Here is a 12,411-nt window from a genome sequence, read left to right as displayed (position 1 = left end):
ATGATGAGTACTTTTGAAGCTTTAACTAAAAAAATTGAAAATAAAGAAGCAGTTATTGGAGTTGTAGGTCTTGGATACGTTGGACTTCCACTAGCGGTTGAAAAAGCAAAAGCTGGTTACAAGGTTATTGGTTTTGACGTTCAAGCTGCTCGTGTGGAGCAAGTGAATATGGGAATTAACTATATTGGAGACGTAGTAGACCAAGATCTATCCGATATGATAAAGGATGGCAGACTTGTAGCGACAACGGATTATGCCCGTATTCAAGAAGTGGATGCAGTTGCGATTTGTGTACCAACTCCACTTGATATTTATCAACAACCGGATACTTCTTACGTGGAAAGCTCATCAAATGAAATTGCTAAGTATGCTCACGCAGGAATGCTCGTTGTATTAGAATCAACGACGTATCCAGGAACTACGGAAGAAATCGTTAAACCGGCTCTTGAGGCAAAAGGATTTGTAACAGGTGAGGACATCTTTGTTGCTTACTCTCCAGAACGTGTCGATCCAGGTAACAAGCAATTTAAAACGAAAAATACACCAAAAGTAGTTGGAGGTATTACTCCGAACTGTACGAAGGTGGCTGCTTCTCTATATAGAAACGTCTTAGAAGGGGATGTTCATGAAGTTTCAAGCCCTGCAATTGCCGAAATGGAGAAGATTTTTGAAAACACATTCCGTCATATCAACATTGCACTAGCAAACGAAATGGCTATTCTTTGTGAAAAAATGGGAATCGATGTTTGGGAAGTAATTGATGCAGCGAAGACAAAGCCTTATGGGTTTATGGCATTCTACCCAGGACCTGGACTAGGTGGACACTGTATTCCAATCGATCCATTCTACTTAACATGGAAAGCTCGTGAATATAACTACCATACAAGATTAATCGAACTTGCAGGAGAAATTAATAACGGTATGCCTGATTATGTAATTAATCGCTCTATGCAAATATTGAACGAAGATGGAAAAGCTTTACGTGGAGCAAAAGTAACAATCTTAGGTGTCGCTTATAAGAAAGACATTGATGACGTGCGTGAATCTCCTGTATTAAATATTATTGAACTTCTTAACCAACATGGTGCGGATTACAAAGTAGTAGATCCTTTTGTAACTAGCTTCAGATCTTGCAATACGAAGGTAGAAACGGTTGAGTTAACAAAAGAACTTCTTAATGAGTCAGATCTTGTTTTATTAACAACAGATCATTCAAACTTTGACTACGAACTAATCGCAAATGAAAGCCGTGTAATTTTTGATACACGCAATGCTCTTAAGGATTTTGCTAAGCCGAATAAATACATTAAATTATAATTTGTAAATAAGGGAGACTTTTTCATGAATTATATTGATTCTTCCGCTGTAGTAGATTCAAGTGCGGTTGTTGGTCTTTTCTCGGTCATTGAGAAAGAAGTGAAAATCGGGAAAAATGTAGTCATCGGAAACAGAGTGACGGTTCACGAAGGAACTGTGATCGAAGATGATACCACTGTAGCTGATGGAGCGGTGCTAGGAAAACCGCCGAAGCCTGCAAAGACAAGTACGGTCAAACTCGCAGATAGTATTCCTGCCTTAAAAATTGGTGAAGGTGTAACCATCGGATCAAATTGTGTGGTTTATCGTGGAGCAACCATTGGTGCTAATACGTTAATTGCTGATTTAGCAAGTGTTCGAGAGAATGTTGAGATAGGGAACTACTGTATTGTCGGCCGAGGTGTTACGGTGGAAAATTACGTAACGATCGGAGATAGAACGAAGATTCAATCTAATTCTTATATTACTGCGTATACAACGCTTGAAGAGCAAGTTTTTATAGCTCCATGCGTAACCACTACAAATGACAACTTTATGGGTCGTACAGAAGAGCGTTTTGATAAAATTAAAGGTGCTCATGTGAAAAAAGGCGCCCGTGTGGGTGGTGCTTCTATCATCCTTCCTGGTATTACAATCGCAGAGGAAACATTTGTCGCTGCAGGAGCGTTAGTAACGAAGGATACGGAAGTAAAAACTGTCATTAAAGGAGTTCCTGCGAAGTTTGTCCGTCTTGTTGACGAGCGGGAACTATTATAAGGGTGTTCGCCCAGTTTAAGCGTTTAGGAGCGGATTCGCTCCTTTACGCATTTATGAATGTCGGTACGAAGCTAATTGCGTTTATTATGCTTCCAGTCTATACAAACTATTTGCCTCCTAGTGTTTATGGGGTGCTAGATATAGTAGATCGCTGGACGGCGATGTTAACGTTCTTAATTATTTTTGGGACTGACTCTGCTTTATCCTTTTTCTATTTTGATACAAAAGATAAGGAAAAGCGATTAGAGCATGTTCGAAATGTTATGTATTTCAGAATTTTTATCGTGTCTATCCTTGCTCTCTTAGTCCTTACCGCAGGACCTTGGATTTCTGAGCTATTGTTTAAGGATAGGGACTATGTGTCACTGCTTTACATAAGCATTGGGGTTTTGTTTGTTGATACCATACTAGTTGTAGTTTTAATGGTACTTCGTTTTGACTTTAAGACCAAGAAGGTCGTATTCTTCACAGTTTTCAAAATGCTTTTAGTAGCGATTCTCTCTTATTTGGTTTTACGTTTTTTTATTCGTACACCAGAGGGAGTATTACTAGGGAGAATTTCTAGTAGTATCATAATTGCTGTATTGCTTTTATCATCGAGTATAAAGTATTTAAAACCGAAAATTTCGTTTTCTTCGATGAAGGAAATGTTAAAATATGCTGCACCACTTGTTCCAGCATCTCTTGCATTTTGGGTTCTAGCTAATGCAAGTGCTTTTTTTCTGCAAGCTTTTTACTCTACCGCAGAGGTTGGAATTTATGGAGCAGCGACAAAGCTAGCTACAGTGATTACATTACTTACAAGTGGAGTCCAGATGGCTTGGAGACCTTATTCCATGTCCATAAAGGATAAGGAAAATAGTCCATTGCTTTTTTCAAAAATTTATATGGGCTTATTACTATTAGGAATGGTCGGTATTCTAGCAATCGCTACGGTTATGCCTTATATCATTGGAATATTGGGAGACGATTATTTTCATGCATATCAATATGTTGCATTGATCTCAGCTGCAACCTTCCTAAATTTCTATTATATGATTATATCTGCTGGGTTATTTTTTACGAAGAAAACATCAGCTATTTCCATCACATTTGCCATAGTGGCAGTTATTAACACAATTCTTAACATTACACTTATTCCGTTGTACTCGATTTGGGGAGCCGTAGCTGCTTATCTAATTGCTTATATGGTAGCTATCATATTTATCTTTAGAAAAAGCCAACAATCCTATTATGTTCCTATTTCATTTGGAAAGATGTCCTTTCTTTTCTCTAATATGATTGCGGCTGTCATAGCTATTATTTATGTGCAGGAGCAGGACATGTCTTTTGTCTATATTCTTCTGGCTTGGTTGTACGTTCTTGTAATAACAGGAATCAGTCGGATTGATAAGGACTTTAAAAGAAAGGAAATGCCAGCGGGACAACATTAACAAGAAGATATAGGGAAAACTAATCATACTTACATTCAAGGGGGTAACCTTACATGAAAATTCTAACAGTACTAGGAGCGAGACCTCAATTTATTAAAGCAGCACCTGTTTCACGTGTATTAAGGGAGAATCATACAGAGTTAATTATTCATACAGGACAACATTATGATAGCAATATGTCTGATATTTTCTTTGAGGAACTAAATATTCCGAAACCAGACTATTATCTTGGAGTGGGCTCAGGGAATCATGGAAAGCAAACAGGGGAAATGCTTGCTAAAATTGAAGAGATTGTTTTAAAGGAAGAGCCGGATTTTGTCATGGTTTATGGTGATACAAATTCTACTCTTGCTGGTGCATTGGTTGCAGCAAAACTTCATGTACCAGTCATCCATATCGAAGCAGGCTTACGGAGCTTTAATAAGAAAATGCCTGAAGAAGTCAATCGTATTATGACAGATCATGTATCAGAGTTTTTATTTTGTCCCACACAAACCGCCATTGATAACTTAACAAATGAAAATATTACCCATAATGTATTTAACATTGGTGATGTTATGTATGACGCGGTTCTTTATAATAAAGGGCTTGCAGCAGAAAAATCCGAGATCTTAAAGGAACATGGGTTATCAGAAAAAGGGTATCACCTGATTACGATTCATCGTGCAGAGAATACAGATGATATTCATCATATGAAAAATATTCTAGATGCTTTCTCAAAGATTGAAGAAGTAAAGGTATGGCCGATTCACCCGAGAACAAAGCACAAGCTCGAAAGCTATGGCTTAGATTTAAGCAGTGTTCCTAACTTAAAGGTGATTGATCCAGTCGGATATTTAGATATGCTAACACTTGAAGCGAATGCACTAAAGATTGTGACGGACTCTGGTGGAGTTCAAAAAGAAGCTTATTTTATGAAAGTACCTTGTGTAACTGTCCGTGAACAAACGGAATGGGTGGAAACATTAGAAGAGGATGCAAATATCCTTGTAGGTACAGATGTTGAAAAGTTATTAGCTGCAGTTGAGAAGAAAGTTAACCCTAGTTATAAGGAAGCATTTGGTGACGGTAAAGCAGCTGAAAAAATAGTTGAACTAATTAAAGGGTAAGGCTACGGAACATGTTATTTTTAATCGTATGGATCATCGTTCTAATTGCATCCATCTATTTTTTTCAAAAGGCTTCAGGCAGTTTGTCGTTGTTAAAGCCTAACCTTAACTCGATTATTTTCTATTATTCTTTTTTCATATCCAGTTATATCGGAACACTCCTTATTGCAACGGGAGTCGATGATTACTATATGATTAATCGAATGACTCATGAAAAGTATAGATGGATTGGATTCTATGCCGTTACGTTTGTAATGTTAGTATTCCCACTTATCCTTTTTACCGTGTCAAGGCTCACCGGTTTTAACGGTGAAAAGGAATTTAATGCCTATTTAAAGAAGGAGATTAGTCTTCCTTTTAAAGAGAAAAATGAGTTTTTCCTAATTTTTTCGGGGCTCTCTGTTCTTTCATTAACAGCAATTGCCTATACGATGTTAAAAACACCTCAAATTCCAATACTTGAAGTATTGTTGGGGAGAGGGGAATTGTCTCCAGGTGAATTAAGAAACTTAGCTCAAAGAGGGTTTGGAGGAAATGTTCTTATACGTAATATCTTTGCGATCGCATTAACCCCCTTACTCTCATTAGTTGCTTATGTTTATTCTGTAAAAACAAATCAAAGAAGATGGAAAGTACTATTTCTAGCTTTGTTTGCGGGTTCCATACTCATCAATTCATATGATTTAGCAAAATCGCCTATTTTCTTCTATTTAATTATGTTTTTACTAGTCAGGTTATACGTAGGTAAAATGGTGTTTACTCCAAGGAAGATTATGATTTGGGGAGTTACAGGTACAGTTGCACTAGTAGGTATGTATATAGTCATTCAAGGGGTTACAGATGTTAACTCCTTTGTATCCTATAATACTGGTCCCATCGGGCGTTTAATTCTTGCGCAAATCGCCCCAACCTTTTTACATTTAAATTTATTCTCAGAATCATTACCAATGCTAAATGGACAAGGGTTACCTTCTATTTTTATTAATTTATTTGATATAGAACAAGTCCGCTCTGCAAGACTTGTAATGATGACGGTTTTTCCAGAGAAGGTCGCAGATGGAACAGCTGGTGTATTAAACACATTGTTTATAGCTGAAGCCTTTGCAAATTTCGGTTATATCGGGATTGTGTTAGGGACTGTATATGTAGCTGTGCTTGTTCAACTACTCTATATTACCTTTATTCGTTTACCAAAAAATCCAATTTTTTTATGCTTATTTATCTATTTCACCGTTAATATCCCAAGAACATTAGTGGGAGGCTTTACAGATTTTCTATTTAATCCGATCTGGACGCTAATCGTCGGCCTATTTGTTGGAATTCTATTATTTATTCGTTTGAGAATTGATGTAACTTCTATTTGGCTAAGAAAGCAAAGGTCATGAACGTAATATGAGGAGAAGATGATGAAATCAATTTTATTATATTATCCATTTCAGATAGCTAAAGAAGCTAATAGTGGTTCAAAGGTTAGACCAAAGGAGATCCATAAGGCCTTCCTTGCTTGGGGGCAAGAAAATGGGATTGAAGTATTGCTTTTGTCTGGATCTTCCAAGGAAAGAGAAGAAACTTTTTTTCAGTGGCAACGAGAGGGTAAGTTAGATAACCTTTGGTTCTGCTATATGGAAAATCAAACGATTCCCTTTTGGCTGACCGATCAAGGACATATTCCAAAGAAACCACTTATTGATCAAAAGGTAATGAGTTTCTTAAAAGCAAAGAAAGTTCCAGTAGGAGTGTTTTATCGGGACGTATATTGGAAATTTGATGAGTTGTACCCTCTTAAGGGAATAAAGAAATTCATTATGAAAAGTATTTACCGATTAGAAGAAAAATTCTATGAAAAATATTGTGATGTTATCTTTCTGCCAAGTGAAGCAATGGGACGCTATGTTCAGATTGAAAAGCCTATGGTGCCTTTACCTCCAGGAGGAAAAGGAATGAAAGGTCAGCATAGTAAATCCAATAATGGTACGAAAAAGGGTCTTTATGTCGGTGGTATTAATAATGAAGATTACGGACTTTTCTTATTGCTTGATGCTCTTTCGTTAGCAAATAAAGACCAAAAGAATTGTGAGTTAACCATTGTTTGTCGCCCTGATGAGTTTGAAAAGTTACCTGCAGAGAAGAAATCTCGTCTTTTAGATGCCGGTGTTACAGTTAAGCATGTGAGTGGTGAAGCGTTAAACACATTATATCAAGAAATGGATTACGCCTTTATTCCAAGATTTAAGAGTGTATATAACGATTTTTCTGTACCTGTGAAGCTGGTTGAATACTTATCTAATGAGCTCCCTGTCATAGCGACTCATTGTGAAGCACAAAAGGATATTATTGAAGCAGATGAATATGGTCTGATTTGTGAAGACAATCCAGAGAGTATGGCACAAGCTATACTAAGGATGAATGATAAAGTAGACACTTATAGAAGTCATATTCAGAAAAGTTTTGTTGAGAAGCACTCATGGTTAGCGAGAGTTAAAAAGGTAAAGAGTGTCTTGTTAAAGGAGGAAAGTAGGTGAGGGTTTTAATACTTGCTCCGAGCAGATCGATCCATACTCATAAATGGGCCCTTTATTATCAAAATAAGGGGATTGAAGTGAAAGTAGTTACCTTTTTTGATCATTACTCTGAAGAAAATGCTAAAGAGGTAGATACTGTTATTCTTCCCAAGCTATTACCTGGAAAGCTATCCTATTTTACGAGTGTATTTGCACTTAGAAAAGTCTTAAAGTCATTTAAACCGGATATCCTTCATGCACATTATGTGTCAAGCTATGGGTTTATTGGTGCACTTGCAAATTATAAGCCGTACTATATATCCGTATGGGGAAGAGATATATTTCAGTTTCCTCTTCAAAATAATATTAATAAGAGCATTGTTACGTATACACTTAAAAAGGCAGATGTGATTTGTTCTACTAGCCATATCATGGCAAAAGAAACGAATAAGTATACGGATAAAGCAATTCCTGTCACCCCATTTGGTGTGGATATGAATAAATTTAAGCCTATTGCTGGATTAAAAAATGAAAACATATTAACCATTGGAACGGTAAAAGCTCTATCAGATAAATATGGGATCAGTGATTTAATTCATGCTTTTGCTCGGATCTACTCCGTTCAGAAAAAAACTCGACTGCTGATTGTTGGTGATGGACCCCAAAGAGCAGAATATGAGGAGCTAACTAAAGCCTTAGGAATTGATTCAGTTACTACCTTTACAGGGAGAGTACCGAATAACGAAGTCCCAACTTACATCAACCAAATGGATGTGTTCGCAGTGCCGTCAACGGAAGATAGTGAGAGTTTTGGAGTTGCCGCTGTTGAAGCAATGGCTTGTGGCGTTCCCCCAGTGGTATCTAATGTTGGAGGTCTGCCAGAGGTTGTTATTGAAGGGCATACAGGCTTTGTTGTACCAAAGGAAAACCCTGAAAAACTAGCTGAATCGATGTCGATCCTTTTGTTGGATAGAGAAAAACGGATGAAGATGGGAATGAGCGGCATTGATCATGTGAAAGCTCATTATAATTGGACAGATAATGCAGAAGGTATGCTAATGCTTTACGATAAAACCTTGAAAAAGGAGTTGGCGAAATGATTAAAAAAGCGGTTATTCCTGCTGCAGGATTAGGAACAAGATTCTTGCCTGCAACAAAAGCTCAGCCGAAGGAAATGCTCCCAATCGTTGATAAACCAACCATTCAGTATATTATTGAAGAAGCAGTGGAGTCCGGTATTGAGGATATCATAATCATTACAGGAAGAAACAAACGTGCCATCGAGGACCATTTTGATAAATCCGTTGAACTTGAGCTCCTACTTGATCGCACGGGTAAGCACGAAACACTTGAGCTAGTTGAAGGTATTTCCAATTTAGTGGATATCCATTATGTTCGTCAAAAAGAGCCGTTAGGGCTTGGACATGCTGTTCTATGTGCAAAAAAGTTCATTGGGAACGAACCGTTTGCGGTTCTTTTAGGTGACGATATAGTAGATAGCGAAGTCCCTGCTTTAAGACAAATGATGGATCAATTTAATCAAGTTCAATCTAGCATTTTAGGGTGTAACGAGGTTCCGCGCTCAGAGGTAGATAAGTATGGAATTGTTAATTACTCTAAAGAGTTAGGTGAATTATTCGAGGTGGAAGGGCTTGTTGAAAAGCCAGCTATTGATGATGCTCCTTCAACTCAAGCTATTGTAGGCCGATATATATTAACACCTACGATCTTTGACATGCTGGAGAAAATTTCTCCTGATAGAAAAGGGGAAATTCAACTGACGGAAGCCATTGATCTTCTTTTAAAGGATGAATCAATTTATTCCTATATTCTCAAGGGAAAACGCTACGATGTTGGCGACAAGTTTGGTTTTCTAAAGGCTTCCATTGATTTTGCTTTAAAAAGACCTGACTTGAAGGATCAAGTGAGAGCGTACCTGAAAGAAATCAATGTCAATTAATGGAGTTGGGAAAATGAGAGTAATTTATTTATGCCAGCATTTTCCCCCTGAAACGGGTGCACCTCAAATTCGAGTGTATGAAGTGAGTAAGGAATTACTTAGCCGTGGACATCAGGTGGAAGTAGTAACGGCATTTCCTCATCATCCGAAGGGAGTCATCCCAGAGGAGTACCGTGGGATGTTTTATATGTATGAGGATTGGGATGGGATTCCTGTACATCGTACATGGATTTATCCATCACCTAAAGGAAGTTTTTGGAAGAGACTGGCATCCTATTTTTCTTTTACTTTTAGTGCATTTTATGGACTTCTAAAAGCAAAGCCAACAGATGTGATTATTTGTAATTCTCCACCATTATTTTTGGGGATCACTGGATATCTAGGTGCAAAGCTTAAGGGAGCAAAATTTGTTTTTAATGTGGCTGATATATGGCCAGAATCAGCGGTTGAATTGGGAATACTTAAGAACAAACGATTTATTCAATTGGCTGAGAAACTTGAGAACTTCCTCTATAAAAAATCTTGGAAGATAGCAACGGCAACAGAAGGTATACGTGAATACATGATTAAGAAGGGGAAGAAGCCTGAAGATGTATTCTTGTTACCAAATGGAGTTAACACAGAAACATTTGTCCCTCTTCCAAAAGACCAAGAACTGATTGAAAGCCTGGGTTTAACAGGTAAGAAAATATATATGTATGCTGGGGCTCTTGGATATGCTCAAGGCTTAGATTCTGTTCTTGAAGCAGCCTCCCTTATAAAGGATGATCCTAGTATCCATTTTCTTTTTGTTGGTGATGGACAAGAGAAAGACAAGCTTCTAGCGATGAAGGATACATTAGATTTAGAAAATGTCACTTTCTATGGGACGGTACCCGTATCAGAGATGCCGAGAATGTTTTCTATAGCTGATTATAGTATTGTTTCCCTTCGAAATATAGAGCTTTTTAAAGGGGCAAGGCCATCTAAAATTTTCCCAGCTATTTCAACTGGAACACCAGTTCTCTATTGTGGAGTTGGGGAAAGTGCCTCTATATTAGAAGAATATGAATGTGGTCGAATAGCTGAACCGGAAAATCCAAAAGCAATTGCTGAAGCGATTCGAGAACTTCACTCTGTTTCAGAAGAACAATATGAGAATATGAGTAAGAAAGGTCGTCAGTTAGCCATTGACCATTATTCATGGAAAAGTATTGTTGAGGATTTATTACAAGCTATAAAACAAAAATAATAAAGAAAGGTCCTAAAAATTTTTTTAGGACCTTTTTTTATTTATTATTTTGAGACCGTTGTTCCTTTAAAATAGTGAGTGAGAATTTGTTCAGCTGTATAACCCATCAATGCAAAGCCTCTTGCTCCGTATTGACTCATTCCTACACGGTGTCCCCAGCCTTTACCTGTAAGAGTTACAGATGTAATCCCAGTTGCTGTATTAGAGATGACTCCGGAAGATGTTTGGATACTAACATTAGAATCAGACAAGACTATTTGTCCACTAGCTGTTTGTACTGCTTGTCCTTTTAAGTCAGAGACTTGCTGAGTTCCTGAAGAAGTCTGAACCGATACAACACCAGTAGATCCATTCAATTTAGCTGTAAACCAATTTGAGTAAAGAGAATTGTATACTGCATCGTTTTGAATAGGAAATGCCTTTCGAACATTCAGTTCGTTTCCGCTGATCGTTTTATCTCCAGCAGTGGTTTTTAACGTAACAGATTTAACCTCACCGTTTTGACCAATAGTTCCAAGTACTAGATCAGTAATTTTAGCAGTTTTGTCTGTTATACCAAATGATGTTAGTAATTGATCTGCAGTAAAGGTTTCTGTCCAGTTAACAAAACTTGATTTACTATAAGGATATGAACATGCAGTGTTGTTTGGACAAACCACATTTTCATATGGATCCTCTACAGAAACTAAGTAAGGGAAGTTACTTTGGCTTGAGTTCCAAACATCACTTACATTTGCTGTTCGACCTCCAGAGGTAGAAAAGAAAAAGGTTTGAATGGTCTTAGTACCATACTTAACTGTTAAACCTTCCGTTTCATTAATTGCAGTGTTTGTTCTGGAATCCTCTGCTGAGTAACCACCATATACCTGACTTGCTGCTGTATCTGATAGCTTCATAGAATTTGCTGCATAGCTTCGAGCAGCAATTGCCTGTGCTTTCAAAGCTTCTTTTGGCCATGAGGCAGGCATTTCACTTGGCACAACCCCTTTGAGATAATCCTCCATATCGAGCACATTACTTACTTGCACTTGGCTACCGTTAGCGCGTAACCAAAAGCTTCCTCGATAAGTTTTCCCATTACTAAGCTTCGTTAAAGAAGTCGAAGTACTAACTTTCTCTTGAACATCAAAACCGGCTACGGAGTTTTGATTGAAGTTTGTATAGGTTACATTGACTCCTGATGTTCCCTTTTTTACCGTAAGGATTGTCCCTTTTGGTATATCGGTAACAGCTGATGTATCCTTGTTAAGTAGCTGGTAATCTCCGTTTAAAGTCATTGTTAGTGTTGAAGCTAATTGTACAGAAACATTGACCTCATTTGGATAGTTTACTATTTCAGCAGCTTTTGAGAATTTTGGCTGTGAAATGGCCATCAATAAAATAAAAGAAGTAACTAATAAAATCAGCTTTTTCAATTATTTCACCTCACTTAGTCCACCAAAGACCCAACCTTTCACACCAGCAGACGTCTGTGCATTATACCAAGTTTCTCCTTTAGAATTTACGAAAGTAGAGATATATTTTAACGTCGTTCCTTTAGGCAATGTTTGTAAAATGGCATAGGAAGTGGTTGCTCCTTTTCTTAGGTGAACGTCTCCAGTCGTGATTACTGATGTTGATGAGGTAGTCGCCGTTGTTGAAACGTCACCAGAGAAAATCCAACCATAAACGGTTGAGGAAACCTTCACTCGGTACCATAGACCAGTTGATGAATTAAATGTATCGACGAACTCAAGTTTTGTCCCTTTTGGTTTTGTAGCAATTACTTTATAACTTCTAGTTGCACCAGAATGAATGGTAACGGAATCTTTAGTTGTATAAACCATATTGGTACTTTGGGCTGGTGGAGTTGATGGGTTTCCAAGGCTAGCAATCTGGGTCTTTAAGCTAGCAATCTCTTTTTCCTGATTCGCAAGTTTTGTTTCAAGCTCAGTAACTTTTGTTTTCACCGGGTTGATTTGAGAAGTAACCCACTCCACACTTGCTAGTACAACGTTACTTGACGCACTCATCACTTGTGGTGTAGAAAGTAATGCACCTGTTCCAATCCCAACGGTTAAAGCTCCTGCTACTAATATGTTTTTTTTCTTCATTATTGTAGTTC

At 37.7% G+C, this 12,411-nt stretch carries 11 protein-coding genes; 9 read left to right on the top strand and 2 right to left on the bottom strand.

Annotated features, from left to right (window positions below; genetic code table 11):
- Positions 1-3: 3 nt before the first annotated feature.
- The 9 genes from ACFFHF_RS22095 to ACFFHF_RS22055 are packed head-to-tail and all read left to right on the top strand — an operon-like array spanning position 4 to position 10,307.
- Positions 4-1,317: a nucleotide sugar dehydrogenase gene (locus ACFFHF_RS22095; RefSeq protein ID WP_377059089.1), complete on the top strand. Its 1,314-nt coding sequence runs from the start codon at positions 4-6 to the stop codon at positions 1,315-1,317.
- Between the two features lie 24 nt (positions 1,318-1,341).
- A complete protein-coding gene (locus ACFFHF_RS22090; protein ID WP_377059071.1) occupies positions 1,342-2,073 on the top strand; it encodes an N-acetyltransferase in 732 nt (243 codons plus the stop codon).
- Positions 2,074-2,075: 2 nt separating this feature from the next.
- Complete coding sequence (locus ACFFHF_RS22085; protein ID WP_377059070.1) at positions 2,076-3,506, top strand: lipopolysaccharide biosynthesis protein; 1,431 nt, start codon at positions 2,076-2,078, stop codon at positions 3,504-3,506.
- A 53-nt stretch (positions 3,507-3,559) separates the two neighbouring features.
- Positions 3,560-4,615: a non-hydrolyzing UDP-N-acetylglucosamine 2-epimerase gene (gene wecB / locus ACFFHF_RS22080; RefSeq protein WP_377059069.1), complete on the top strand. Its 1,056-nt coding sequence runs from the start codon at positions 3,560-3,562 to the stop codon at positions 4,613-4,615.
- Between the two features lie 11 nt (positions 4,616-4,626).
- Entirely contained in the window at positions 4,627-6,000 is a 1,374-nt protein-coding gene (locus ACFFHF_RS22075; RefSeq protein WP_377059068.1) for an O-antigen polymerase, read from the top strand.
- A gap of 18 nt (positions 6,001-6,018) precedes the next feature.
- Positions 6,019-7,137, top strand: coding sequence for a glycosyltransferase (locus tag ACFFHF_RS22070; protein ID WP_377059067.1), 1,119 nt, complete (start codon positions 6,019-6,021; stop codon positions 7,135-7,137).
- Entirely contained in the window at positions 7,134-8,216 is a 1,083-nt protein-coding gene (locus tag ACFFHF_RS22065) for a glycosyltransferase (RefSeq protein WP_377059066.1), read from the top strand. The genes ACFFHF_RS22070 and ACFFHF_RS22065 overlap by 4 nt, the downstream gene beginning before the upstream one ends.
- Complete coding sequence (galU, locus tag ACFFHF_RS22060; protein ID WP_377059065.1) at positions 8,213-9,076, top strand: UTP--glucose-1-phosphate uridylyltransferase GalU; 864 nt, start codon at positions 8,213-8,215, stop codon at positions 9,074-9,076. The genes ACFFHF_RS22065 and galU overlap by 4 nt, the downstream gene beginning before the upstream one ends.
- Before the next feature lie 13 nt (positions 9,077-9,089).
- Complete coding sequence (locus tag ACFFHF_RS22055) at positions 9,090-10,307, top strand: glycosyltransferase family 4 protein (RefSeq protein WP_377059064.1); 1,218 nt, start codon at positions 9,090-9,092, stop codon at positions 10,305-10,307.
- 44 nt (positions 10,308-10,351) lie between these two features.
- On the opposite strand, the gene ACFFHF_RS22050 is transcribed toward ACFFHF_RS22055, so the two are convergent.
- Positions 10,352-11,722 (bottom strand): SpoIID/LytB domain-containing protein, encoded by a 1,371-nt coding sequence (locus ACFFHF_RS22050; protein WP_377059063.1) that lies wholly within the window; start codon positions 11,720-11,722, stop codon positions 10,352-10,354.
- Positions 11,723-12,400: an SH3 domain-containing protein gene (locus ACFFHF_RS22045; RefSeq protein ID WP_377059062.1), complete on the bottom strand. Its 678-nt coding sequence runs from the start codon at positions 12,398-12,400 to the stop codon at positions 11,723-11,725. It abuts the gene before it with no gap.
- Positions 12,401-12,411: the final 11 nt, after the last annotated feature.

The sequence above is a fragment of the Robertmurraya beringensis genome (genome assembly GCF_042433785.1).
Taxonomy (GTDB): Bacteria; Bacillota; Bacilli; order Bacillales; family Cytobacillaceae; genus Robertmurraya_A; species Robertmurraya_A beringensis.
This window is presented reverse-complemented; position numbering and strand designations above follow the sequence as displayed.

Coding starts and splice junctions, on each gene's coding strand:
- ACFFHF_RS22095 (WP_377059089.1), top strand. CDS start 4: ATGAGTACTTTTGAAGCTTTAACTAAAAAAATTGAAAATAAAGAAGCA.
- ACFFHF_RS22090 (WP_377059071.1), top strand. CDS start 1,342: ATGAATTATATTGATTCTTCCGCTGTAGTAGATTCAAGTGCGGTTGTT.
- wecB (WP_377059069.1), top strand. CDS start 3,560: ATGAAAATTCTAACAGTACTAGGAGCGAGACCTCAATTTATTAAAGCA.
- ACFFHF_RS22075 (WP_377059068.1), top strand. CDS start 4,627: ATGTTATTTTTAATCGTATGGATCATCGTTCTAATTGCATCCATCTAT.
- ACFFHF_RS22070 (WP_377059067.1), top strand. CDS start 6,019: ATGATGAAATCAATTTTATTATATTATCCATTTCAGATAGCTAAAGAA.
- galU (WP_377059065.1), top strand. CDS start 8,213: ATGATTAAAAAAGCGGTTATTCCTGCTGCAGGATTAGGAACAAGATTC.
- ACFFHF_RS22055 (WP_377059064.1), top strand. CDS start 9,090: ATGAGAGTAATTTATTTATGCCAGCATTTTCCCCCTGAAACGGGTGCA.
- ACFFHF_RS22045 (WP_377059062.1), bottom strand. CDS start 12,400: ATGAAGAAAAAAAACATATTAGTAGCAGGAGCTTTAACCGTTGGGATT.